Origin of the sequence: Methylobacterium sp. PvR107, assembly GCF_017833295.1 — a bacterium.
Lineage (GTDB): Bacteria > Pseudomonadota > Alphaproteobacteria > Rhizobiales > Beijerinckiaceae > Methylobacterium.
The window spans coordinates 4651251-4674172 of sequence record NZ_JAFIBW010000001.1 but is presented as its reverse complement, the minus strand read 5'-3'; the positions used below and the strand labels follow the sequence as shown (position 1 = coordinate 4674172).

The window sequence follows — 22922 nt, the reverse complement described above, 5'->3', positions numbered from 1 at the left end:
CGCGCCTCCACGATCCGCGGCGGCGCGCGGTCACGCGCGGTCACGGTCTAGGGGCCGCCGCGATGCATCTCGTGCGCATCGATACCGTCTCGCTCGACGATGGCGAGGCGGCGGTGGATCTCGGGCAGGAGCCCGGAGATCTCGTCGTGCTGTCCTTCACCGACAGCGACCTCGCGGGGATCGGGCAGGCACATGCCGCCGAGCCCGGTCTGCCGAGCCTGCGCCTCGCCAAGCTCTCCAGGCTGCGGCATCCGCTCTCGGTCGACCTCTACGTCGAGCGCGTGGTGGCGCACGCCAAGGTGGTGGTGATCCGCTGCCTCGGCGGGCTCGATTACTGGCGCTACGGCGTCGAGCGCTGCGCCGAGGCGGCGCGGGCACACGGCGTCGTCCTGGCGGTGCTGCCGGGCGACGACCGGCCCGATCCGCGGCTCGCCGCCTTCTCCACCGACCTCGATCTCGCCGCGCGGTGCGACGCCTATTTCCGCGCCGGCGGTCCTGACAACTTGCGCCGGATGCTGCGGTTGCTGGCCACCCGGGCCGGCGCCGATCTGGCGATCGAGCCGCCCGAGCCGTTGCCGCGCGGTTTTCCCTGGTGTGCAGGCTGCGGCGTGCTCCCCCTCGACCGAGCCGTCGCGGCCGCCGCGAGCGCCGTGCCGCTCGCGGGTTCACCGATGCCGGACACACCCGTGGCCCTGCTCGTGATCTATCGATCCGCCGTGCTGGGCGGCGATACCGCGCCGTACCTCGCGCTCACTGAAGCCCTGCGCGCGCGCGGGATCGGCGTGCTGCCGATGGCGGTGTCGAGCTTGAAAGAGCCGGTCGCTGCAGCCGCGGTCGCGGAGGCCGTGCGGGCGCGCAGGCCCGATCTGGTCATCGCCGCTACGGCCTTCTCGGCCCGCGAGGACGGCCTCGATTTCGTGCTCGACGGCGCCGATTGTCCGGTCCTTCAGGCGTTTACGGTCGGCTCGTCGCGGGCGGCCTGGGAAGTCTCGGCCCGGGGCATGGGCGCGGCCGATCTCGCCATGCAGGTGGCGTTGCCGGAATTCGACGGACGGCTTTCGGGCTTCCCGATCTCCTTCAAGGAGGAGGCCCCTGAGATCGCGGGCTTTGCGGAGCGGCGGGCGGTCCCCTACGCCGCCGGGATCGCGGCGCTCGCCGAACGGGCCGCCGGTTGGCTGCGCCTTGCCGCCCTGCCCCGCTCGCAGCGACGCGTGGCCCTTGTCCTGTCCGACTATCCGGCGCGCGGCGGAAGGGCCGGCTTTGCCGTGGGCCTCGATACGCCCGAGAGCGCGCGGATGATCGCCGCCGATCTGGCCGAAGCCGGCTACGCGGCAAGCGGGCTTCCGGATTCCGGAGCCCTGATGATCGCACTCACGGGGGGCGCTGCGGCGTTCTGCGTGCCGCTCGCCGACTACGCGGCTTGGCTCGCCGGGCTCCCCGAGGACACGCGCGCCGCGCTCACCGACGCGTGGGGTCAACCCGACGCCGACCCCGGCTGCGTAGGTGGAGCATTCCGGTTCCGCGTGGTCGAGGGCGCGCCGGAGGCGGCCGAGGGTCGCCTCGCCGTCTTTCTCCAGCCGGATCGCGGGCGCGATCCCGACCGGAAAGCCGGCTATCACGATCCGGAGCGCGTCCCGACCCACGCCTATCTGGCGTTCCATCTCGGGCTGCGGCGGCATTTCGACGTGCTGGTCCAGCTCGGCACGCATGGGACGACCGAATGGTTGCCGGGCAAGGCCGTGGCGCTCGCGCCCAGCTGCTTCCCCGCTCTCTGCGTGGGTAGCCTTCCGGTGGTCTACCCGTTCATTGTCGATGATCCGGGTGAGGCTGCCCCGCTCAAGCGCCGCCTGGGCGGGATCGCGCTCGGTCATCTGACGCCGGCGACCACCGCGCACGACTTGCCGCCTGAGGCCGCGCGCCTGCGCGAGTTGGTGGAGGAATATTCCGCCGCAAGCGTCCTCGATCCGCGCCGGGCCGCGCTCATCGCCCGCGCCATCTTGGAGGATGCCGAAGCCGCCGGGCTCCTCGACGGTGCCGGCATCGGCCCGGAAACCGCAATGGACGAGGCGCTGACCCGGCTCGACGCCCATCTCTGCGACCTCGGCGAGACCGTCTTCCGCGACGGCCTGCATATTTTCGGGCGCGCGGCCGGCGGGGCTTCGGACGCGGCTTCGTCCTGCGCGACCGGCGAGCGCACCGGGCTGCTGACGGCCCTCGACGGCCGGTTCGTCGCGCCCGGTCCCGCCGGGTCACCGTCGCGCGGGCGCGCAGACGTGCTGCCCACCGGCCGGAACCTCGCCACCCTCGATCCCCGCGCGATCCCGAGCCGCGCTGCGGCGAGCCTCGGCGAGCGGGCGGCCGCGGCGGTCGTGACCCGCTACCTCCAGGACGAGGGCGCCTATCCCGCGCGGATCGTCATGGATCTCTGGGCCTCCCCGACCCTGCGCACCGGCGGGGAGGATGTGGCGCACGCCCTGGCGCTGATGGGCGTGCGGCCGGTCTGGGACCATGCCAGCACCCGGGTCACCGGGTTCGAGGTGCTGCCGCTCGCCCTGCTCGACCGGCCCCGGATCGACGTGACGGTACGAGTCTCCGGGGCATTCCGCGATACGTTCCCCGACACTCTCGCGCTGCTCGACCGGGCCGCACGGGCGGTGGCCGACCGCGACGAGACGGACGACGAGAATCCATTGGCGGCCGCCCGGCGTCGCGGCGAGACGGCCGCCCGGGTCTACGGGGCGGCGCCGGGTCGGTACGGGGCCGGAACGGCGGCCACCGCGCTTGACGGCGCCTGGGACGCGCGCAGCGTTCTTGGACGTGCCTACCTGTCGGCCAGCGGTCACGCCTACGGCGACCGCGAAGGACCGGACGCGGATTTCGCCGCCCGAGTTGCGGCAGCGGACGCCTACCTGCACGCCTTCGACGTGGCCGAGCGCGATCTGTTCGACGGCGATGCCGCAGTGGATGCAATGGGCGGATTCGCGGCGGCGGCCTCCCTCGGGGGCGGCAGCCCGAAACTCTACAGCCTCGACGTCTCTGTGCCGGAGCGGCCGAAGACGCGCACCGCCCAGGAGGACGCGACGCGTCTCATCGGCGGGCGGCTCGCCGATCCGCGCTGGATCGCCGCGCAGATGCGCCACGGCTACCGGGGGGCGCAGGAGCTGGCACAGGGTCTCGACGCGGTCTTCGTCCTCGCCGCGACGAGCGACGCCGTGACCGATGCCGGTTTCGACCGGCTCTACGCCGCCTGGATTGCCGACGCGGACGTCTTCGAACGTTTACGCGCCGCCAATCCCGCGGCGACGAAGGCGATTCTGGAGCGCTTTGATGAGGCGCGAGACCGCGGCCTCTGGCACAGCCGCCGCAACGCCCTCCCGGCCGACGCTCTGATGCCGGAGGCGGCGGAATGAGCGCCCCCGCGCGCCAGCACCGCCGGGCCCTGCCCGAGGCCTCTTCCCGACGTGGCTGGTGCCCGGGTCTCGCCCGCCCGATGCCCACCGGTGACGGTCTCCTCGCGCGCGTGCACCCGCCGCTCGGTGTGCTCACCTGCGATCAGGCACGCGCCGTGGCGGAGGGCGCACGCCGGTTCGGCAACGGCCATATGGACTTCACGGCCCGCGCCAATCTGCAGATCCGCGGCGTGTCCGACACGACCCGCAGGCCCCTGGCCCGCCTGCTGGAAACGGCTGGGCTCGGCGACGTGCGCACCGACGGCGGTCCGCAGCGACTGACGCTCACGAGTCCGCTCGCCGGCTGCGACTCGACCGAACGGCTCGATGTGCCGGTGCTGGCCCACGCCATCGAGGCTGCGGGCCGAGCTATTCCGGGTCTCCCGGCCAAGACCCTCGTGGTCGTCGAGGGTCGCCCGGATGTGACGCTGCCGGACGCGGATTGCTTCGTCGCTGCTTCCGTCGCGGATACCGTTGTGATCGCGGCCGCGACTACTGAGGGCCGGCGCGACTTCGTCACCTGCGGGGAGCACGAGGCCCCTCCCCTGGTGGCGGCGCTCCTGGCCGCCTTCGCACGCACCGGTCACCGCCGGATGCGCGACCTGTCGGACGAGGAACTCGAGGCGCTCGTGGAAACTCTGCACGCGCTCCGTCAGGCGAAGGATCCGCCTCTCAAGGCGGATCGTCGGCGCGGCAGCAACACCCGGGACGGCAAGCCTTTCGCACCCAATGCCGGTCTCCGAACGATAGCGGGTCATCACGTCATCGCCATCGATGCGCCTTTCGGCCGGTGCAGCGCAGCCTCCCTCGACCGTGTCGTGCGGATGGCGGATGTGATCGGCGCGGACGCGATCCGCCTCTCGCCGACGCGCGGTTTCGTCCTGCGCGCTGCACCCGGCACGGACGCTGCACCGCTCCTGGCTGCGCTCGCGGACGCGTTCATCGTCACGCCCGACGATCCCCGGCGCGGGATCGATGCCTGCACGGGCGCACCGGGCTGCGCCTCCGGATCCACGCCGACGCTGGTGGATGCGGCGCGTCTGGCGGACGCGTTGCGATCGTTGGAGATGCCGCCGCTCGCCGTGCACGTCTCCGGCTGCGCCAAGGGCTGCGCCCGGCCGGCGCCGGCCGACCTGACCCTGGTCGGCCGGGCGGGCCTGTATGGCGCCATCATCGGGCGCGCCCCCGGCGATGAGCCGGCGCTCTATCTCCCTATCGAGGCGGTGCTGGAGCGGTTAGGAAGAGCCAAGACTGTCGGGCTCGCCGCCGCGTTCGCGCCGGATACAGACTCGATGGTGTGCGGGAGGACCAGGAGACCGGCATGAGCGCGAGCCAGAACGCCCTGCGCCAGACAGGATCGGAGCCGGCCGCGGCCCACGAGCCCCCGTCCCGCTACGATTACGTCCGTGATGGCGGCGCGATCTACGCCCGTTCCTTCGCGATGATCCGGGCCGAGGCCGACCTCGCGCGCTGGTCAGGCGCGGCCGAGCGCGTCGTCGTACGCATGATCCACGCCTGCGGCATGACCGACCTGCCTGCGGACGTGGAGATGTCTCCGGATTTCGCCGAAGTCGGCGTCGCGGCGCTCCAGGCCGGCGCACCGATCCTGTGCGATGTGCGCATGGTGGCCGACGGCGTCACGCGGGCGCGGCTGCCGGCCGGCAATAAGGTCATCTGCACGCTCGGCGACCCGCGCGTGCCGGATCTGGCGAAACAGCTCGGCACCACCCGATCGGCCGCCGCCATGGAGCTTTGGCGCGAGCACCTTCCGGGCAGCGTGGTGGCGGTGGGCAACGCGCCGACCGCTCTGTTCCGCCTGCTGGAGCTGCTTGACGCGGGGGTGAGGCCCCCGGCCGCAATCATCGGGATTCCCGTCGGCTTCGTCGGAGCCGCCGAGTCCAAGGACGCGCTCGCTCGGGACGGCCGCGTTCCCTTCGTGGTGGTCCATGGTCGGCGGGGCGGCAGCGCTATGACGGCTGCCGCGGTCAACGCCCTCGCCAGCGAGGTCGAGTGATGGACGGGTTCGAACGTCTGGACGCGCCTGCCGAAGAGATCCCGGCTGTGGCGGTGACCGGCATGCTCTACGGGGTCGGCATGGGCCCTGGCGATCCGGAATTGCTGACCGTGAAGGCACAGCGGATCCTGATGCGCGCGCCGGTGCTGGTGCATTTCTGCAAGCGCGGGAAGCGCGGCAATGCCCGCACCATCGCGGACGCGATTCTCCGCGACCCCGATCGCGAGATGGCGCTGGCCTATCCCTACACCACCGAGATTCACCCGGAGCATCCCGACTACGTCGCCGCGCTCGCGGCGTTCTACGACGATGCGGCCGGGCAGCTTGCGGACCATCTCGGCGCCGGACGCGACGTGGCGATTCTGTCGGAGGGTGATCCGTTCTTCTACGGTTCGTTCATGCACCTCTGGCGGCGCCTGAAGGACCGCTTCCCTGTGGAAGTGGTGCCAGGCGTGACCGGCATGTCCGGCTGCTGGACCCGGGCGGGGACCCCGATCACCTGGGGCGACGACGTGCTCACGGTTCTGCCGGCGACTCTGTCGCTCGATGCGCTCACCGAGCGCCTGAGCGGGACCGACGCCGCGGTCGTCATGAAGCTGGGGCGGCATCTGCCCAAGGTGCGCGCGGCGCTGGCGGCCGCGGGGCTGCTCGAGCGGGCGGTCTATGTCGAGCGCGGCACCATGGCGGGCGAGCGGGTCGTGCGGCTCGCCGACAAGGCTGACGACGACGCCCCGTATTTCTCGATGGTGCTGCTGCCCGGTGAGGGGCGGCGGCCTTGAGCGGAAGCGTCACGGTCGTCGGCCTCGGCCCGGGCGATCCGAGTCTGCTGACTGAATCCGCACGTCGTGCCCTGGACGCCGCCGAGGATCTGGTCGGCTACTTTCCCTATGTCGCGCGCGTGCCCGAGCGTCCGGGCCTCGTCCGGCATGCCAGCGACAACCGGGTCGAGGTCGACCGTGCCCGCCACGCGCTGCAGCTTGGGGCCGGGGGCCGACGGGTGGCGGTCGTCTCCGGGGGCGACCCCGGAGTCTTCGCGATGGCGGCGGCGTTGTTCGAGGCGGTGGAGCACGGCGAGCCCGGCTGGCGCGACCTCGCGATCACGGTCGAGCCGGGGATTACCGCCATGCTGGCGGCGGCGGCACGGCTGGGAGCGCCATTGGGGGGCGATTTCTGCGCCCTGTCGCTGTCGGACAACCTGAAGCCCTGGCCTGTGGTGACGGCCCGGCTGGAGGCCGTGCTTCGGGCGGATCTCGTCGTCGCGCTCTACAACCCGATCTCGTCCGCTCGGCCCTGGCAGCTCGGGGCCGCGCTCGAGATCGCGGCCGGGATCCGTGCCCCCGAAACGCCCGTGATGTTCGCCCGCGCCATCAGCCGGCCCGATGAGGCGATCCGGGTCGCGACGCTCGCCGAGGCCCGCGACGTGCCGGCCGACATGGCAACGATGGTCATCCTCGGCGCCTCGACCACGCGCCTGATCCCCCGGGACGGCCGTCCCCCCTTCGTCTACACCGCGCGCAAGGTCGAGGGGGCGGCGTGATCGCACAATCCCAGCCATCGGCGTGCGCCCTCGGCATCCGGGACGTTCGGCACATCGGGCTTCTCGGGCCGACGAACCATGACCACGGGAATCGCCAGATCGCGCGCCGCCGCGATCTTGCCGTAGGTCGCGGCGCCACCGGAATTCTTGCTGACGACGATCTCGATGCCGTTGGCGCGCATCAGCGCGATTTCGGAGTCCGCGTCGAAGGGGCCGCGCGCCTCGAGCGCGGTCAGATGCGGTACCGGCAGCAGGTCGCCCAGCGGCTCGACGGTGCGGGCCAGATATCTGTGCTGCGGCGCCGCCGCGAAGGCTCCCGCTTCCTGGCGGCCGATCGTCAGGAACACGCGCCGGGATTTCGGCCCCAGGGCGGCAACGGCCTGCTCCATGGTGTCGACTTCGTTCCAGAGGTCGCCGGTGCTCCGGCACCAGGCCGGACGGCGGATCGCGAGGAGCGGCACCTCCGTCAGCGCGGCCGCGCGCGCGGCGTTGGCGGAGATAGTTGCGGCGAACGGATGGGTCGCATCGACCAAGCGATCGATGCCCTCGGCGCCAAGGTATCGGGCCAACCCATCGGATCCCCCGAAACCGCCGACGCGGGTCGACACGGGCTCAGCCTTCGGCGCGGCGGTCCGGCCTGCCAGCGACAGCACAACGGACAGGTCAGGCCGGCCGGCGAGAGACCGCGCGAGGGCGCTCGCCTCGCCGGTCCCGCCGAGGATCAAGATCCGCATGCCGCCGCTCGTCATGGGCACCTTGTCCATGAGCGCTGAGCCTCTGTCGAGCCAGATTGGCCCCGCCCCCTGGCTATCGATCGTGGGCATCGGCGAGGACGGGCGGGCCGGGCTCGCGCCCGCCGCCGCTGCGGCGCTCGACTCCGCTCGCGTCGTCTACGGTGGCCGGCGCCATCTCGCCCTCGCAAGTCCGCTCGATGCGGAGACACGGCCTTGGCCGAGCCCGATCCACGAGGCCTATCCGGGCATCCTTGATCGCAGAGGCGAGCCCACCTGCATTCTGGCCACCGGCGACCCGTTTCACTACGGCATCGGCGCCGAGATCGCGCGGCTCGTGCCGGCGGCCGAGATCCGCGCGTTTCCGCAGCCATCGGCGTTTAGTCTGGCCTGCGCACGGCTGGGCTGGCCGCTGGCCGAGTGCGGCCTGATCACCCTCCACGGTCGGGCGCTCACCCGGATCAATCCGCATATCCATCCGGCCGCCCGGCTCGTCGTGCTGTCATGGGACGGATCGACCCCGGCGGCGCTCGCCGGCCTGCTCTGCGAGCGCGGCTTCGGCGCGTCGCTTCTGACCATCCTCGAGGCCATGGGCGGTCCGCGCGAACGCATCCGCGCGATTCGGGCCGACGCGTTCGATGTCGGCACCATCGATCCGCTCAACACCGTGGCGATCGCCGTCGCCGGCGAGGGCCGCAGCATCCCGCTCGCGCCGGGGCTCGACGACAGCCTGTTCGAGAATGACGGGCAGCTCACCAAGGCGGAGATCCGCGCCCTGACCCTCGCGGCCCTCCGCCCCCATCCAGGCCTGCACCTGTGGGACATCGGTGCCGGCGCGGGCTCGATCGCAATCGAGTGGATGCTCCGCCATCCGAGCCTGCGCGCCACCGCGATCGAGGCGCATCGCGACCGGGCCGCGCGCATCCTGAGGAACGCCGAGGCTCTGGGCACCCCCGATCTGACGGTGGTCACCGGCACGGCTCCCGAGGCGTTCGCCGGCCTGCAGGCGCCGGATGCGGTCTTCATCGGCGGCGGCGTTTCTCAGCCGGGCCTCCTGCGGGCGGCGCTGGCTGCGCTCAGGCCGGGCGGGCGCTGCGTCGCCAACGCGGTGACGCTTCAGGGCGAAGCCGCCCTCCTGGCCGCCTTCGCGCAACATGGCGGCAGCCTGCGACGCTATTCGGTCGACCGGGCCAGCCCGGTGGGCGGCCTGCACGGCTGGCGGCCGGCGATGCCGGTGACCCAATGGGCCTGGACGAAGCCATGACCGAGCGTCTGGTCGCCGGGATCGGATTCCGCCGACATACCGGCCCGGACGAGATCGCGGCGTTGATCACCCGTGCGCTCGACCAGGCCGGGTTCGACGGCACGGCTCTCGCCGCCGTCGCGACCGCGGCCGACCGCGCCGGCGAGCCCGCCATCGCCGCGGCCGCGGCGGGGTTCGGCCTGTCGCCCTGCCCGGTCGAACCCGCGGCCCTGGAGGCCTCCGATGCGCGGGTCGTCACGCGCTCCGCGCGCATCGAGAACCTGCGCGGGATCGGCTCGCTGGCGGAGGCGGCCGCGCTGGCCGTCGCGGGACCGGAGAGCCGCCTCGTCCTTCCCAGGATCGCGAGCGGCGGCGCCACCTGCGCGCTGGCCCTGCAACCCGACACCGATCCTGCCCCATGACGGTTCACTTCATCGGCGCCGGCCCCGGCGCGGCGGATCTCATCACCGTGCGCGGCCGCGACCGGATCGCGGCCTGCCCGGTCTGCCTCTACGCCGGATCCCTGGTGGCGCCCGAGATTCTCGGCTGGTGCCCGCCCGGCGCGCGGATCATCGATACCGCCCCCCTCGACCTGGATGCCATCATGGCGGAGATTGAAGCCGCGCATGCCAGCGGACGGGACGTGGCGCGTCTGCATTCGGGAGATCTGTCGATCTGGAGCGCGCTGGCCGAGCAGATGCGGCGGCTCGACGGGCTCGGGATCCCCTACACGGTGACGCCCGGTGTCCCGGCCTTCGCGGCCGCGGCGGCCCTGCTGCGACGCGAGCTCACCGTGCCGGGCGTGGCCCAATCCGTCGTGCTCACCCGCACCTCCGGCCGGGCGAGCGCCATGCCGGAGCGCGAGACGCTCGCGGCCTTCGCGGCCACCGGCGCGACGCTGGCGATCCACCTGTCGATCCACGTGGCCGAGCGCGTGGCGGGCGAGCTGATCCCGTTCTACGGGCCGTCCTGCCCCGCGGCGGCGGTGTTCCGCGCGTCCTGGCCGGATGAGCGGATGCTGGTGGGCGACCTCGCCTCCCTGCCGGGCCTGATCGCGGAGGCGGGGCTGGAGCGGACCGCGCTGATCCTCGTCGGGCCAGCGCTCGGCGCGGAGACCTTCCGCGAAAGCGCGCTCTACGCCCCCGATTATGATCGGCGCTACCGGCCCGGCGGCACCGTCGGGACCGCGTCGTGAGCGCCCCCGGACTCCTCGTCGCGGCGCCCCGGTCCAGCTCCGGCAAGACCACCGTCGCGCTCGCCCTGATGCGGGCGCTGACCCGACGGGGGCTGCGGATCCGCGCCGCGAAATGCGGGCCGGACTACATCGATCCGGCGTTTCACAGGGCCGCGACAGGCTGGCCGAGCTTCAACCTCGACAGCTTCGCCATGGCGCCCCCCATGCTCGACGCTCTCGCGTCGGCAGTAGCAAGCGATGCCGACCTCGTGATCGCGGAGGGCTCAATGGGTCTCTTCGACGGTGTGCGGGCCGCGGAAAGCCGGACCGGGGCGAATGCCGACATCGCCGCCCGCTTCGGCTGGCCGGTCGTGCTGGTGGTCGACGTGTCCGGCGCGGCCCAATCGGCTGCCGCGGTCGCGCTGGGCTGCAAGCTCTACGACCCGCGGATCACCATTGCCGGCGTGATCCTGAACAAGGTCGCGAGCGCGCGCCATCGCCGCTTGGTCGAGGCCGGGATGGAGCGGGTCGGATTGCCGGTTCTCGGCGTGTTGATGCGCGACGCGCAGCTCGTCCTGCCCGAACGCCATCTCGGCCTGGTCCAGGCCGGCGAGACCGCCGATCTCGAGATGCGCCTCGACCGGCTGGCCGATCTCGCCGAGGCGGGGATCGACCTCGACGCCGTGACATCCTGCGCCGGTGGCGCCGTACCGGTTTCGACGGGCGCGTTGCTCACCCCGCCCGGACAGCGCATCGCCGTCGCGCGGGATGCGGCGTTCAGCTTCCTCTATCCGCACATCGAAGCCGGATGGCGCGGGGCGGGGGCGGAACTTGTCCCGTTCTCGCCTCTAGCCGACGAGTCGCCCCGCGCGGATTGCGACGTGTGCTGGCTGCCCGGTGGATATCCGGAGCTGCATGCGGGACGTCTGGCGGCCGCGAGCCGGTTCCTGGATGGACTGCGCAAATTCGCGCAGGCTCGTCCCGTCCACGGTGAGTGCGGCGGCTACATGGTCCTGGGACAGAGTCTCGAAGATGCGGAAGGCGCGACTCACGCCATGGCGGGCCTGCTTCCGGTCAGGACCTCCTATCTCCGCCGCAAGCTCCACCTCGGCTACCGCGTCGCGCGGCTCTGCGGCGACGGGGTTCTGGGCAGGCGCGGCGTCCGTCTGATCGGACACGAGTTCCACTACGCCAGTGAAGTGTCGTCGGTGCCGGATGGATCGGCGGCGCTTGCCCAAGTCGCGGATGCGGAGGATATCGCGCTCGGCTTCGCAGGGCACCGGCTCGGCACGGTCACCGGAAGCTTCTTTCACGTCATTGCCGCAGACCAGACATAGGGTCGATGTCGACCCGGCGACGGACTTCCAGATGACGGCTCCGACCCGCCGGTGCGTCAGGTCGGGTTGACCGGAGGCGGGACGTTGCGCGCCTGAGCGAGGCGGGCAACGCTGCGGACCAGCGCCAGCACGTCCCGACGCATCTGCTCGTCCTCGATCTGCGCGTAGGCCCGCAGCAATTCTATCGCACCGTGTGCGCTCAGGAAACCGAACACGTCCTCGCGGGAATTTTCGCGAGGCTCGTTCTCCTCGAAGAAAGCCGAGACAGGCACCTCAAGTAGCCGTGCAATCTCGCGCAGCCGCCCGGCGCCGACCCGGTTCTGACCCTTCTCGTATTTTTGCACCTGCTGGAACGTCACGCCGACCGCGTTGCCCAGCGCGGTCTGGCTCATGCCACGCGCCTTGCGCAACGCTGTGATGCGGATGCCAACAAGACGGTCGACGTCCGTCGTCTGCTTCGGCATCGTCTGACCGGACACATCCTTCTCCGCGGAGGAGCTTGCGTCCTGTTGCGGACGCGGTGTCTTCGCCTCGCTGTCGCGCCGCTTCACCGCCCGCCCCTGCGTCCTATGTCGTACGAGTCGATCTGACCGCTCAAGTGATCGCAATCGGCAATCGCCAAGCCTGCGGCACAATCGAGCGACGCCGCAGTAGGACACCAAGTTGTCAGGCTATGCAAGTCTAAGCTTACAGCTTCTAGTTTAACTGTACACATCTTTGCAACATTGTTGCTGAAATGTCGACATCCAAAGTCTGCGCAGTTCCTGTGGTGCGCCTTGTCGCCGCGCCATGGGTCGCCCAAGAGACAGCGACGCTTGTACGATCAATGCCCACAAGGAGAAACGCATGTTCATCGCGATGAATCGCTTCAAGGTAGTCAAGGACGCGACTGACGATTTCGAGGCCGTCTGGCTGGGTCGCGACAGCCATCTGGGCGAGATGGAGGGTTTCGTCGAGTTCCACCTTCTTCGCGGGCCGGAGCACGAGGACCACGTTCTGTATGCATCCCATACGATCTGGCGCTCGCGCACGGATTTTGAGGCTTGGACGCGGTCCGAGCAGTTCCGGAAGGCTCATGGCCGCGTTCCGTCGACCAAGCCCCTCTATCTGGGCCATCCGCAATTCGAGGGCTTCGAGACGATTCAGACCGTCGGTGTGCCGAACGCAAATGCTGCAAGCGCCGAGCCCGTCTGACGAAGCTGGGCCACACGAAGGGTCGCGACGGCCGTGACGCGTGCGCGAGACGGACGGCTCCGTACGGTACAGGACGATCGAGCGCGACCAGGTCGAGCGCGTCAGAACTGAACAGGTTCAGCCATAAACGCTCTCACGCCCCGCGGCCGGAGCGCTGAGCGCGCGATAACTGCGCTCAGCATTAGTTCAGCATTAATCATGTATTGCGGCGATCCAGGCTTCGCTCTAAGTCGCGCCGTGCCCAAAATCCTCGGATCGTGAGTCGCTCGGGCCCACGGCTTGCTCCGTCATGGATACAGGCCGGCGCTGAAACCTTCCGCGTTTCAGACTGGTACAAAGTCCGATCAAGACGGGACGTGGCGCGGCTTATGTTTCACGAACGGCTTCCGGAAACGTTCCAGGCCCTTCCCGAAGCGGCGGAGCATCGCCGCAACGTATGGTCGGCGCTACTTCCCCGCCGCGGTCGCGCCCTGGCGCGGATCGGTTTGTCAACGGCGCTGGCTCTCACCGACGTCCTGGCGATCCTGGCCGTCACACTCTGCGTCGAGTTCGGCTACCACGTCGCGTACGAGGACGGCCCTCTTTGGTTGGGCAGCCTCCGCGGTCTGAGGCTTTCAGCGCTGCTGAGCTTGGTCATCGTCGCCACAACCGCGTTGCGCTCCGAATACAATCTCGACAACGTGATCGCGCGGAAGGCGAATATCCAGCGCGTGGCGTCGCTGTGGCTTGTGGCCTGGGCGGCTCTGCTTGTCGTCAGCTTCATGACCAAGACGACCAACGACTATTCGCGGATCGTATCGATCGGGATCTTCCTACTCGGGCTGCCCACATTGATGACGACGCGAGACCTGATGACTCGCGTCGTACGCAGGCGTCTGACGGCCGGATCGGCCTCCGTCAGCCGCGTCCATCTGGTCGGCTACGAGGAGGACATCACCCGGTTCTATGCCGCCAACGAATCCGGGAATCTCGGTCTGCGGATCGTCGGCACCAGCTACCTGCGCCGGGTTGATCCGGGGGCCGACACGGCGACGCGCCATGATCAGTTGCAGGAAGATCTCGACCTCGCCGTATCGGTCGTCCGTTTCCTGCGGCCGGACGACGTCTTCGTGCTGGTGCCCTGGGCCGACACCGCGGAGGTCGAGCGCTGCATCGATGCGTTCCTTCGGGTTCCCTCGGCCCTGCATCTGCGGCCCGGCACCGTGCTCGACCGGTTTCCGGACCTGCAGGTCGCGCGGGTCGGCGGCATCTCCGGGATCAACATCGGCCGTCGCCCGCTCAACCTGGGCGAGGTGCTGCTGAAGCGAGCCTTCGATCTCACGGTATCGGCAATCGCCCTCGTCTCGCTGTCGCCGCTGCTCGGCGCGATCGCCGTGGCGATCAAGCTCGACAGCCGGGGGCCGGTCTTCTTTCGTCAGAAGCGGTACGGGTTCAATCAGCAGCCCTTCGGCGTGTACAAGTTCCGGTCGATGCGCGCTGAGCCGAGCGCGGCCTTCCGCCAGGCGACGCGCAACGACAGCCGCATCACCCGCGTCGGCGCTTTCCTGCGGCGGACCAACCTCGACGAGCTACCCCAGTTGATCAACGTGCTGCGGGGCGAGATGTCGCTGGTCGGCCCGCGGCCGCACGCCCTCGCCCACGATCGGAGCTTCGAGCGGCGGATCGCGCTCTACGCCCGTCGCCACAACGTTCGGCCCGGGATCACCGGCTGGGCGCAGGTCAACGGGTTTCGCGGCGAGACGCTCACGGACCTCGACATGGAGCGGCGTGTCGCCTGCGACCTCCACTACATCGACAATTGGTCGATCTGGTTCGACATCCAGATCATGGCCCAGACCGTCGTGTCCCGCCGCGCTTACCGGAACGCGTTCTGACGGGCTCCTGAAACAAGGGCCTCACGCCTGCCGTTGCACGAGCTCGCGCGGCATTGTCGAGGCCATTGCGCAGGGATCCATCAACCTCAGGACGCGTGCTTCTGCTGGCTGCAGGCACCACAATCGCCTTCGACCTCAAGAATGCTGTGCGTGGGCGTGAACCCGGCACGCTTCAGCGTGCGCCCGAGGCCGCCCTCGACCTCCTCCGAAGACGTCTCGTCAACGCCGCCGCAGGTGCGGCAGATCAGGAAGATGACGCCCTCCCCCGGCGCGTGGCCATGCGCGCAGGGGATGAACGCATTGCGGCTGGCGATCCGATGGACCAACCCCTGTTCCATGAGGAAATCTAGGGCGCGATAGACCGAGACCGGTGCCACGCGCCTGCCCGGCACGCTCAGTCGCTCGGCGATGTCGTATGCGCCTTGCGCCTTTCCGGCTTGGACCACGGCCTCCAGCACCTCACGGCGCAGCGGCGTGAATTGCAGCCCGCGTTCGCGACAGTGGGCTTCCGCCCGCGCGAGCATGTCACCCGCGCCCGCGTGGCACGCGTCGTGACCCTCGTGACGGTGCATGATGGCTCCAGTGGCATGATCCGCAGGTTGTCCCACGGGTATGTTACAGTGTATCACCGCTACCCTGGACAGCACCAGTAGCCCTGCACGGTGCCCGCGCCGCCCCGAGCGCGTGACGAGGACGTCTTGCCGATCACCCCCCGCCCGAGACACGCGGCCCGGCGGTCCCTGTTTCAGAACGGGATCGGGCTGCGCCTGACGCTCGCCGGAGCGCTCTCGGCCTTCGTGTGGCTGGCCATCGCCTGGGCACTCACGGCATGAGTGTTGCGCAGCAGCCAGCCCCGATCCGGCTCGTCGGCCTGACCCTCGGCTATGACCGGCATCCGGCCGTCCACCACCTCGACGGGACGGTCCGGTCCGGGGATCTGCTGGCGCTGGTCGGGCCGAACGGGGCCGGCAAATCGACCCTGCTCAAGGGTATGGCCGGGGAAATCCGCTGCCTGGAAGGGCACATCGAACGCGCGGGCGCCCTTGCCTACATGCCGCAGGCCGACGAGATCGACCGGAGCTTCCCGCTCAGTGTCATGGATCTCGCCGGCATGGGTCTCTGGCGGCGGTCCGGCGCCTGGCGGAGCCTCCGCCGGAACAGCCAAGCGATCGAGACAGCGCTCTCGGCGGTCGGTCTCGAAGGGTTCGAGGCGCGGCCGATCGGCACCTTGTCCGGCGGCCAATTCCGCCGCGCCCTGTTCGCACGGCTCATCCTGCAGGATTGTCCCGTCGTGCTCCTCGACGAGCCGTTCACCGGCATCGATGCCCGGACGGTCGACGATCTGCTCGCGCTGATCGCGGCCTGGCACGCCGAGGGCCGCACGGTAATTGCCGCCCTTCATGACCTGGCACAGGTGCGGGCGCATTTCCCGTCCACGTTGCTCCTCGCGCGGGAGCCCGTGGCCTGGGGGCCGACCGCACGGGTACTGACGCAGGACAACTTGGCGCGCGCGCGCAATCTCTCCGAGGCCTGGGACGAGGGCGCGCCGATCTGCGCCGGCCCGCAGGCCGCGGGCGCGCACGCGCACGACCACGCCGCGCACGGGCCGGGCGCCCACGATCATCACGAGGACGCCGCGTGATCGAACCGTTCGCGACGTTCCTCGCGCCCTTCGTCGAGTTCGGCTTCATGCGCCGGGCGCTGGCCGGATGCCTGGCGCTGTCGGTGTCGGCGCCACCGGTCGGGGTGTTCCTGACACTGCGCCGGATGAGCCTGATGAGCGACGCGATGAGCCACGCCATCCTGCCGGGCGCGGCGGCCGGCTTTCTGGTCGCGGGCCTGTCCCTGCCGGCAATGACCCTGGGCGGCCTCGTCGCCGGCCTCGCGGTGGCGTTGCTCGCCGGCGCGGCGACCCGCGCCACGGTGGTGCGGGAGGACGCCAATTTGGCGGCCTTCTACCTCATCTCGCTGGCGGGCGGCGTGCTCCTCGTCTCCCTGCGGGGCTCGCAGATCGACCTGATGCACTTTCTCTTCGGCTCGGTTCTGGCGCTGGACGATGCTGCCTTGTGGCTCCTGGGCGGCATCAGCACGCTGACGCTCATGGCGCTCGCGCTGATCTACCGGCCGTTGGTCATGGAATGCGTCGACCCGCTGTTCCTGCGCACGGTGAGCCGCAGCGGCGGCCCGGTGCATCTCGCCTTCCTGGCGCTGGTGGTCGTGAATCTCGTCGGCGGCTTCCAGGCGCTCGGCACCCTACTGGCAGTCGGGCTGATGCTGCTCCCGGCGGTCGCCGCTCGATTCTGGACCCGCGACCTCGGCGGTCTCATCCCGGTTTCGATGCTGATCGCCGCGACGGCGAGCGTCTCGGGGCTCAGCCTGTCCTACCACTTCGATCTGCCGAGCGGTCCGGCCATCGTGCTGGCGGCCGGCGCCCTGTATGTCGCTTCATTGATGGTTGGGCCCTGCGGTGGCCTGCTCCGTCGCCTCGTCCGGACGCGCCACCTCGAAGCCTGATCAGGGCTGGTCCTTCAGGGCGGCCAGACCCTCACGATAGGTCGGGTAGGCGAGCGCGACACCGAGTTCATCGCGGATCAGCGCGTTCCGCACGCGCTTATTCTCGCCGTAGAAGCTGCGCGCCATCGGCGACAGGTCGGCGGTCTCGAAATCGATCTCGGGCGGCAGCGGCAATCCGGCGAGTGCGGCGGCGTGCTCGGTCACCGTCTGCGGCGCAGCCGGCTCGTTGTCGGTGACGTTGTAGACGGCCCCGGCGCGCGGCCGATCGATGGAGGCGCGCAGTGTCGTGGCGATGTCGTCCACGTGGATCCGGTTGAAGACCTGACCGGCCTTGACGATGCGCTGGGAGCGGCCTTCGCGAAGCTTGACGATCGGATTGCGGCCCGGCCCGTAGATGCCCGACAGTCGAAAGACCTGCACGGCCTTGCCGGTCTCGGCGCCGAGCTTGAGCCACGCCGCCTCGGCGTCCAGGCGGATCCGGGAGCGGGCACTGCGCGGCGCAGCCGGCGTGGCCTCGTCGATCCAGGCCCCGCCCTGGTCGCCGTAGACCCCGATGGTCGAGAGATAGCCGATCCAGCCGATCCGCCCGGCCCGGATCGCAGCCGCGTAGCGGGCGAGGACCGGGTCACCCTCCGCGCCCGGCGGTGCCGACACCAGGAGCGCGTCCGTGTCGGCGAGGTCGTCGGCAATCCGGGGATCGTCGGCGTCCGGCCCGAAGGCGCGCATGATGAAGCCGGTCTCGGCCGCGATGCGGTCGGCGGACACCGCCTCGGTGACCGTGGCGCGCACAATCGCGAACCGGTCACGCGCGCGCTCGGCGAAACGGCGGCCGGTGAAGCCGAGCCCGAAGACGAAGAGATTCATGCGGCGGATGTCTCGCCTACCCCAGCTCCCGTCAAGCCGGTGCCCTGCCACTCGTCGCGGACATGCGCATCGGTTTCACCGACGCCGAACCGGCGATAGAGAATCTCGAGCCTGCCCGACCCGAGAAGCCGGCCGCACGCCCAGACCGCCATGCCGCGCACCAGCGGCGACGCATCGGCGAGCCGGGCGACGGCCGTCTCAGCGAGATCCGGGTCGCCGGAATTGCCGATCGCGATCATCACGTTGCGCAGGAAACGGTCGCGGCCCGTGCGCTTCACGGGCGTGCCCGCGAAGAACGTGCGGAAAGCGGCATCGTCCAGCTCCGCGAGGTCCTTCAGCGCGGGTGCCGCCAGATCCGCGCGCGCGGCAAGCCGGTTCTCCGCGGCGGTGCGGGCGAACTTGTTCCAGGGGCAGACCGCGAGGCAGTCGTCGCAGCCGAAGACGCGGTTGCCGATCGCCGGCCGGAATGCCTCGGGGATCGGGCCGGGATGTTCGATGGTCAGGTAGGAGATGCAGCGCCGGGCATCGAGGCGGTAGGGCGCCGGGAACGCGTCGGTCGGGCAGATGTCGAGGCAGGCCCGGCAGGAGCCGCAATGATCACGCCCAGGCGGGTCGGGCTCGAATTCCGCGCTGGTGTAGATCGCTCCGAGAAGCAGCCAGTTGCCGTGCTCACGGGAGATCAGCACCGTGTGCTTGCCCTGCCAGCCCAGACCCGCCGCCTCGGCCAGGGTTTTCTCCATGACCGGGGCGGTGTCGCAGAATACCTTCACCCGCACGTCACCCTTGGCCGACAGGTAGCCGCCGAGTTCCTTCAATCTCCCCTTCAAAACCTCGTGGTAATCCCGGCGCTGGGCGTAGGCCGCGATCGCGCCATGATCCGTCAACGCCAACAGCGCCAGCGGATCTTCGTCGGGCCGGTAGCTCATGGCCAGGACCAGGATGCTGCGCAGGCCGGGCCAGAGGTCTGTCGGACGGGCGCGCTGGTTCGACCGCTCCTCCATCCACTCCATCGTGCCGTGCGCACCCTCGGCGAGCCAAGCCGAGAGGCGGCCCGGCAGATCCGGGAGACGGTCGGGGCGGGTGACGCGCAGGCCGCAGAAGCCGAGCGCCCGGGCCCGGGTCTCGACGAGGCGGCGCAGATCGGCGCCGAGATAGGTTCGTCGGTGGCTCAGAAATCCAGATCCGCGTAATGGGCGGCCGGCGCCATGCCGGGCACCCGGTCGGCGAGCAGGCCGCGGAACGAGGGCCGCGACTTGATCCGCGCATACCAGTTTCGCGCCATCTCGTCTTCGTCCCAGGGCACGTCGCCCAGATAGTCGACGCACGAGAGATGCGCGGCCGCCGCCAGATCGGCATAGGTCAGGTTGTCGCCAGCGATCCATCGGCGGCGCGCAATCAGGTAGCCGATGTACTTGAGGTGATAGCGCACGTTGCTGCGCGCGGCCCGAATCGCATTCATGTCGGGCGGGCCGCCGCCCTCGTGGGCCGACATGAAGCGCTTCGAGATTTTCTCGTTCACCAGATAGGCCGTGACCTCGGATTCGAACTTGACCAGGAACCAGTCGAGGAGGCGCCGCACCTCGACGCGTTCGACGGTGTCCTCCGGCAGCATCCGCCGCCCCGAGAGACCGAGCCCGCGCGTCTCGTCGAGATACTCCGCGATCACGCCCGCGCCGGGGATCACCAGACCGGTCTGCTCCAGCAGCACGGGCGTCACGCCCGCCGGGTTGATCAGCAGGAAATCGTCGCGCCGCTCCCAAGGCCGTTCTTCGAACAGCGTCGGCTCCATGCCCATCTCGGCGAGCACGAGACGGATGAACCGGGAATTCGCGCAGAAGGGGAAGTGGTAGAGGGTTGCCATCGAGGCCGTGCGGGACGTTCGGTCTGCCAGCGCGGCCGGTCCCGCGCTCGTCGAGGGTCCTGCAGCGCGGATCTTCGGCGCGCAGGACTTCGGACCGAGCGTTATTGCCCGACCGTTGCGGAGCCCTTAACACGCGCAGCCGGCTCCGGTAACCGCCCGTCAACCCTGATCGGCGAAGCCTCCGGCACAACTATTCAGGTGGTTCGCGGCGTTCCCGGCACGGGTCGACGCGCGCCCGCGGCACAAGGCTTCGCGATGGATCCGGCAAGCATCGGCAAGGCAGTCCTGCTCGCCCTGGTTGAGGGCGCGACGGAGTTCATTCCGGTCTCCTCCACCGGTCATCAGCTGCTCGTCGGCCACTTCATCGGCTTCCACTCGCCCAACAACACCTTCGAGGTCTTGATCCAGCTTGGCGCTATCCTGGCCATCCTGGCAGTCTATTTCCGGCGGCTGCTGGGCATCGCCACCGCCCTTCCCAACGATCCGAAGGCGCGCCGCTTCGTGCTCGGAATCCTCGTGGCCTTCCTGCCGGCGGCGATCATCGGCGGCCTCTTCTCGAAGATGATCAAGGCGTACCTGTTCAACCCGTGGATCGTGTGCGCGACCCTGGTGGCCGGCGGCCTCGTGCTGCTCGTCATCGACGACACCGACCTGCGCGTGAAGAAGACCGACGTCTATGATTTCTCGCTGCCGATGGACCTGAAGATCGGCATCTTCCAGTGCCTTGCGATGATCCCCGGCGTGTCGCGTTCGGGCGCCACGATCGTGGGCGCGATGCTGATGGGCGCCGACAAGCGCTCGGCCACCGAATTCTCCTTCTACCTGGCGATGCCGACGATGGCGGGTGCCTTCGCCAAGGACCTGCTCGACAACTACAAATACCTGTCGAGCAACGATGTCGGCCTGATCGTGATCGGCTTCATCGTGTCGTTCATCTCGGCGCTGTTCGTCGTGCGGGTGTTGCTCGACTACGTGTCCCGGCACGGCTTCTGGCTGTTCGCGTGGTGGCGGATCATCGTCGGTGCGCTCGGCTTCGCGGGGCTGATCATCTTCGGCTGACCCGTAGGCGGTCGCGGCGGCTTCGGACGGGACGCGTCTCGAGCGGTCAAAATTCGGTCACCCGCGGCTTGAGGTTTCCTAAACCTTCGGGCGATTGCCTCCGGCGGAACGGCATGCGAGGCAATCCCATGAGAGCGGCGCGGCAGACGCCGCGCCTTGGGACGCTCCGATGGAAGACACACCGCTCGCCGACCTCTTCGAGCCCGCCGACCGGGCGCGCTGGCTCGGCCTCGTCGAGGGTGTGCTGAAAGGCGCCGATTTCGAGAAGCGTCTCGTATCCCGGACGGCAGACGGCCTGCGGATCGAGCCGCTCTACGGGCCGGCCGAGCCGGCAGCCCAGCCGGTCCGCGGGCCCGGCCCGTGGCGGATCGTGCAGCGCGTCGATCATCCGGACATCGCCGCCGCCAACGCGCAGGCGATGACTGACCTTGAGGGCGGAGCTGACGCCCTCGTCCTGACCTTCGCGGGCGCGCCCGGCGCCCGGGGTTACGGCCTGACCGCGGCGACCGTCGAGGATCTCGATGCGGTCCTCAAGGGCGTGATGCTGCCGCTGATCGCCCTGCGCGTCGATGCCGGCGGCCGGGGGCTCGAGATCGCCCATCTCGTGAAGGCCCTGGCGGAGCGCCGGGGCGAGGATCTTTCGACCTACGATCTCGATCTGGGCATCGATCCCGTCGGCGTCCTGGCCGCCACAGGCAGCCTCGGCGCAGTCTGGAGCGAGATCGCGCCGCGCCTGGCCGAGACCGTCGCGGAACTGAGCGCCGCGGGTTTCCGCGGGCGGGCCTTCCTGGCCGACGGACGGCCCTACCACGAGGCCGGAGCCGGAGAAGCCGCCGAGCTCGGCGCCGTCCTGGCGACCGCCGTAACCTACCTGCGCGCGCAGGAAGCCGCCGGCCACGACCTCGACAGCGCCCGCGACCGTATCGCGGTGCTCCTGACGGCCGACGCCGACGAGTTCGTGACGGTCGCGAAGTTCCGCGCCGTGCGGCGCCTCTGGGCGCGGGTCGAGCAGGCCTGCGGCCTCGAGCCGAAGCCGCTCCGGGTTCACGCGGAGACCGCGTGGCGGATGATGACGAAGCGCGATCCCTTCGTGAATATCCTGCGCACCGGCATGGCGGCGGCGGCCGCCGGGATGGGCGGTGCCGACAGCGTTGCGGTCCTGCCCTATACGCAGGCGCTGGGCATGCCCGATGCCTTCGCCCGGCGCGTCGGCCGCAACTGCCAGATCGTCCTGATCGAGGAATCACATCTCGCCCGGGTCGGCGATCCGGCTGCGGGCGCCGGCGGCTTCGAGGCGCTCACCGGCCAGCTCGCCGAGGCCGGCTGGGCGGCGTTCCAGGCCATTGAGGCCGAGGGCGGGATCGTCGCCTCGCTCAGCGTCGGCAAGCTGCAACGGCGGATTGAGCTCACCCGGGACGCGCGGGCCAAGGCGGTCGCGACGCGGCGTGAGGCTCTGACCGGAGCCAGCGAGTTTCCGAACCTCGCCGAGAAGCCTGTTGCCGTGCTCGACGTGGCGCCGGTCAGCGCACCGCAAGGGTCGAATTTCGGCTCGGGCTCTGCGGTTGCGTGCGACGCCCTGCCCTCCCAGCGCCTCGCAGAACCCTACGAAGCGCTGCGCGACGCCTCCGATGCCTATCGCGCCAAGACGGGGCGCCGGCCGGCAATCTTCCTCGCCAATCTCGGTCCGGTGGCCGCCTTCAACGCGCGGGCGACCTTCGCGTCCAACGCCTTCGCGGCGGGCGGCATCGAGGCCCTGTCGAACGACGGCTTTGCCGACACGGACGCGCTCGCGGCGGCCTTCCGCGATTCGGGGGCCGCGCTCGTCTGCATCTGCTCGACCGACGCGATCTACGCGGAGCGCGCCGTCGCGACCGCGGAGGCGCTGACGCGGGCCGGTGCCGGAACGGTGTACCTCGCCGGCAAGCCCGCCGACCTCAGCGAGCCGCTGAAACAGGCGGGTGTGCAGGCCTTCCTGCATGCCGGCTGCGACCTCCTCGCCCTGCTCGATGCGGCGCTGCGCACAGCGATGCGCGCGCCGGCCGAGCAGCCGGCGACCTGACCCGTCACCGGA

22 protein-coding genes are annotated in these 22922 nt (G+C 70.2%); 16 read left to right on the top strand and 6 right to left on the bottom strand.

Annotation, left to right across the window (positions count from 1 at the left end; translation table 11 throughout):
- The first annotated feature begins 62 nt into the window (after window positions 1–62).
- Genes cobN through cobJ form a run of 5 tightly spaced genes read left to right on the top strand, consistent with a single transcriptional unit; the run spans window position 63 to window position 7000 of the window.
- Window positions 63–3410: a cobaltochelatase subunit CobN gene (gene cobN / locus JOE48_RS22080; RefSeq protein WP_210032907.1), complete on the top strand. Its 3348-nt coding sequence runs from the start codon at window positions 63–65 to the stop codon at window positions 3408–3410.
- Window positions 3407–4774, top strand: coding sequence for a precorrin-3B synthase (gene cobG / locus JOE48_RS22075; protein ID WP_210032906.1), 1368 nt, complete (start codon window positions 3407–3409; stop codon window positions 4772–4774). Before cobN ends, cobG begins: the two co-directional genes overlap by 4 nt.
- Window positions 4771–5463 carry a precorrin-8X methylmutase gene (locus JOE48_RS22070; protein ID WP_280921331.1) on the top strand — a complete coding sequence of 231 codons (693 nt, stop codon included), beginning with the start codon at window positions 4771–4773 and terminating at the stop codon, window positions 5461–5463. The genes cobG and JOE48_RS22070 overlap by 4 nt, the downstream gene beginning before the upstream one ends.
- Window positions 5463–6242: a precorrin-2 C(20)-methyltransferase gene (locus JOE48_RS22065; protein WP_210032905.1), complete on the top strand. Its 780-nt coding sequence runs from the start codon at window positions 5463–5465 to the stop codon at window positions 6240–6242. Before JOE48_RS22070 ends, JOE48_RS22065 begins: the two co-directional genes overlap by 1 nt.
- On the top strand, window positions 6239–7000 hold the full coding sequence (gene cobJ, locus JOE48_RS22060) for a precorrin-3B C(17)-methyltransferase (RefSeq protein WP_210032903.1): 762 nt from the start codon (window positions 6239–6241) through the stop codon (window positions 6998–7000). The genes JOE48_RS22065 and cobJ overlap by 4 nt, the downstream gene beginning before the upstream one ends.
- Here the strand turns inward: cobJ and JOE48_RS22055 are convergent.
- Window positions 6967–7734: a cobalt-precorrin-6A reductase gene (locus JOE48_RS22055; RefSeq protein ID WP_210032902.1), complete on the bottom strand. Its 768-nt coding sequence runs from the start codon at window positions 7732–7734 to the stop codon at window positions 6967–6969. The genes cobJ and JOE48_RS22055 overlap by 34 nt on opposite strands.
- 28 nt (window positions 7735–7762) lie before the next feature.
- Between JOE48_RS22055 and cbiE the strand changes: the two genes are divergently transcribed.
- From cbiE to JOE48_RS22035, 4 genes are read left to right on the top strand one after another with little or no spacing between them, the layout of a single operon-like run.
- Window positions 7763–8995, top strand: a complete 1233-nt coding sequence (cbiE, locus tag JOE48_RS22050) for a precorrin-6y C5,15-methyltransferase (decarboxylating) subunit CbiE (RefSeq protein WP_210035972.1) — start codon at window positions 7763–7765, stop codon at window positions 8993–8995.
- Window positions 8992–9396, top strand: coding sequence for a cobalamin biosynthesis protein (locus JOE48_RS22045; RefSeq protein WP_245252917.1), 405 nt, complete (start codon window positions 8992–8994; stop codon window positions 9394–9396). The genes cbiE and JOE48_RS22045 overlap by 4 nt, the downstream gene beginning before the upstream one ends.
- On the top strand, window positions 9393–10169 hold the full coding sequence (gene cobM / locus JOE48_RS22040; protein ID WP_210032900.1) for a precorrin-4 C(11)-methyltransferase: 777 nt from the start codon (window positions 9393–9395) through the stop codon (window positions 10167–10169). The genes JOE48_RS22045 and cobM overlap by 4 nt, the downstream gene beginning before the upstream one ends.
- Complete coding sequence (locus JOE48_RS22035) at window positions 10166–11485, top strand: cobyrinate a,c-diamide synthase (protein ID WP_210032899.1); 1320 nt, start codon at window positions 10166–10168, stop codon at window positions 11483–11485. Before cobM ends, JOE48_RS22035 begins: the two co-directional genes overlap by 4 nt.
- 56 nt (window positions 11486–11541) lie before the next feature.
- On the opposite strand, the gene JOE48_RS22030 is transcribed toward JOE48_RS22035, so the two are convergent.
- Window positions 11542–11949, bottom strand: a complete 408-nt coding sequence (locus JOE48_RS22030; protein WP_210035970.1) for a helix-turn-helix domain-containing protein — start codon at window positions 11947–11949, stop codon at window positions 11542–11544.
- 382 nt (window positions 11950–12331) lie between these two features.
- Here JOE48_RS22030 and JOE48_RS22025 point away from each other — a divergent pair, with 382 nt between their 5' ends.
- Both JOE48_RS22025 and JOE48_RS22020 read left to right on the top strand, forming a co-directional pair.
- Window positions 12332–12679: an antibiotic biosynthesis monooxygenase family protein gene (locus JOE48_RS22025; RefSeq protein ID WP_210032898.1), complete on the top strand. Its 348-nt coding sequence runs from the start codon at window positions 12332–12334 to the stop codon at window positions 12677–12679.
- A gap of 368 nt (window positions 12680–13047) precedes the next feature.
- A complete protein-coding gene (locus JOE48_RS22020) occupies window positions 13048–14553 on the top strand; it encodes an undecaprenyl-phosphate glucose phosphotransferase (RefSeq protein ID WP_210032897.1) in 1506 nt (501 codons plus the stop codon).
- An 86-nt stretch (window positions 14554–14639) separates the two neighbouring features.
- Here JOE48_RS22020 and JOE48_RS22015 read toward each other — a convergent pair whose 3' ends face one another.
- Complete coding sequence (locus JOE48_RS22015; protein WP_210032896.1) at window positions 14640–15125, bottom strand: transcriptional repressor; 486 nt, start codon at window positions 15123–15125, stop codon at window positions 14640–14642.
- Window positions 15126–15251: 126 nt separating this feature from the next.
- Between JOE48_RS22015 and JOE48_RS30895 the strand changes: the two genes are divergently transcribed.
- From JOE48_RS30895 to JOE48_RS22005, 3 genes are read left to right on the top strand one after another with little or no spacing between them, the layout of a single operon-like run.
- Window positions 15252–15386: a hypothetical protein gene (locus tag JOE48_RS30895; RefSeq protein ID WP_280921330.1), complete on the top strand. Its 135-nt coding sequence runs from the start codon at window positions 15252–15254 to the stop codon at window positions 15384–15386.
- Window positions 15383–16195: a metal ABC transporter ATP-binding protein gene (locus tag JOE48_RS22010; RefSeq protein WP_210032894.1), complete on the top strand. Its 813-nt coding sequence runs from the start codon at window positions 15383–15385 to the stop codon at window positions 16193–16195. The genes JOE48_RS30895 and JOE48_RS22010 overlap by 4 nt, the downstream gene beginning before the upstream one ends.
- A 47-nt stretch (window positions 16196–16242) precedes the next feature.
- On the top strand, window positions 16243–17067 hold the full coding sequence (locus JOE48_RS22005; RefSeq protein WP_210035967.1) for a metal ABC transporter permease: 825 nt from the start codon (window positions 16243–16245) through the stop codon (window positions 17065–17067).
- Here the strand turns inward: JOE48_RS22005 and JOE48_RS22000 are convergent, their stop codons facing one another.
- From JOE48_RS22000 to JOE48_RS21990, 3 genes are read right to left on the bottom strand one after another with little or no spacing between them, the layout of a single operon-like run.
- Window positions 17068–17931 (bottom strand): SDR family oxidoreductase, encoded by an 864-nt coding sequence (locus JOE48_RS22000; protein ID WP_210032892.1) that lies wholly within the window; start codon window positions 17929–17931, stop codon window positions 17068–17070.
- On the bottom strand, window positions 17928–19070 hold the full coding sequence (queG, locus tag JOE48_RS21995; protein WP_210035965.1) for a tRNA epoxyqueuosine(34) reductase QueG: 1143 nt from the start codon (window positions 19068–19070) through the stop codon (window positions 17928–17930). The genes JOE48_RS22000 and queG overlap by 4 nt, the downstream gene beginning before the upstream one ends.
- 29 nt (window positions 19071–19099) lie before the next feature.
- Entirely contained in the window at window positions 19100–19792 is a 693-nt protein-coding gene (locus JOE48_RS21990) for a glutathione S-transferase family protein (RefSeq protein WP_210032890.1), read from the bottom strand.
- A gap of 255 nt (window positions 19793–20047) precedes the next feature.
- Between JOE48_RS21990 and JOE48_RS21985 the strand changes: the two genes are divergently transcribed.
- Window positions 20048–20851 (top strand): undecaprenyl-diphosphate phosphatase, encoded by an 804-nt coding sequence (locus tag JOE48_RS21985; protein ID WP_210032889.1) that lies wholly within the window; start codon window positions 20048–20050, stop codon window positions 20849–20851.
- Between the two features lie 169 nt (window positions 20852–21020).
- On the top strand, window positions 21021–22910 hold the full coding sequence (locus JOE48_RS21980) for a methylmalonyl-CoA mutase family protein (RefSeq protein WP_210032888.1): 1890 nt from the start codon (window positions 21021–21023) through the stop codon (window positions 22908–22910).
- Window positions 22911–22922 lie beyond the last annotated feature (12 nt).

Coding starts and splice junctions, on each gene's coding strand:
- JOE48_RS22015 (WP_210032896.1), bottom strand. CDS start 15,125: ATGCACCGTCACGAGGGTCACGACGCGTGCCACGCGGGCGCGGGTGAC.
- cbiE (WP_210035972.1), top strand. CDS start 7,763: ATGAGCGCTGAGCCTCTGTCGAGCCAGATTGGCCCCGCCCCCTGGCTA.
- JOE48_RS21980 (WP_210032888.1), top strand. CDS start 21,021: ATGGAAGACACACCGCTCGCCGACCTCTTCGAGCCCGCCGACCGGGCG.
- cobM (WP_210032900.1), top strand. CDS start 9,393: ATGACGGTTCACTTCATCGGCGCCGGCCCCGGCGCGGCGGATCTCATC.
- JOE48_RS22005 (WP_210035967.1), top strand. CDS start 16,243: ATGCGCCGGGCGCTGGCCGGATGCCTGGCGCTGTCGGTGTCGGCGCCA.
- cobN (WP_210032907.1), top strand. CDS start 63: ATGCATCTCGTGCGCATCGATACCGTCTCGCTCGACGATGGCGAGGCG.
- JOE48_RS21985 (WP_210032889.1), top strand. CDS start 20,048: ATGGATCCGGCAAGCATCGGCAAGGCAGTCCTGCTCGCCCTGGTTGAG.
- JOE48_RS22055 (WP_210032902.1), bottom strand. CDS start 7,734: ATGCGGATCTTGATCCTCGGCGGGACCGGCGAGGCGAGCGCCCTCGCG.
- JOE48_RS22010 (WP_210032894.1), top strand. CDS start 15,383: ATGAGTGTTGCGCAGCAGCCAGCCCCGATCCGGCTCGTCGGCCTGACC.
- JOE48_RS22000 (WP_210032892.1), bottom strand. CDS start 17,931: ATGAATCTCTTCGTCTTCGGGCTCGGCTTCACCGGCCGCCGTTTCGCC.
- JOE48_RS22045 (WP_245252917.1), top strand. CDS start 8,992: ATGACCGAGCGTCTGGTCGCCGGGATCGGATTCCGCCGACATACCGGC.
- JOE48_RS22020 (WP_210032897.1), top strand. CDS start 13,048: ATGTTTCACGAACGGCTTCCGGAAACGTTCCAGGCCCTTCCCGAAGCG.
- cobG (WP_210032906.1), top strand. CDS start 3,407: ATGAGCGCCCCCGCGCGCCAGCACCGCCGGGCCCTGCCCGAGGCCTCT.
- JOE48_RS22070 (WP_280921331.1), top strand. CDS start 4,771: ATGAGCGCGAGCCAGAACGCCCTGCGCCAGACAGGATCGGAGCCGGCC.
- JOE48_RS22065 (WP_210032905.1), top strand. CDS start 5,463: ATGGACGGGTTCGAACGTCTGGACGCGCCTGCCGAAGAGATCCCGGCT.
- JOE48_RS21990 (WP_210032890.1), bottom strand. CDS start 19,792: ATGGCAACCCTCTACCACTTCCCCTTCTGCGCGAATTCCCGGTTCATC.
- JOE48_RS22030 (WP_210035970.1), bottom strand. CDS start 11,949: ATGCCGAAGCAGACGACGGACGTCGACCGTCTTGTTGGCATCCGCATC.
- JOE48_RS22025 (WP_210032898.1), top strand. CDS start 12,332: ATGTTCATCGCGATGAATCGCTTCAAGGTAGTCAAGGACGCGACTGAC.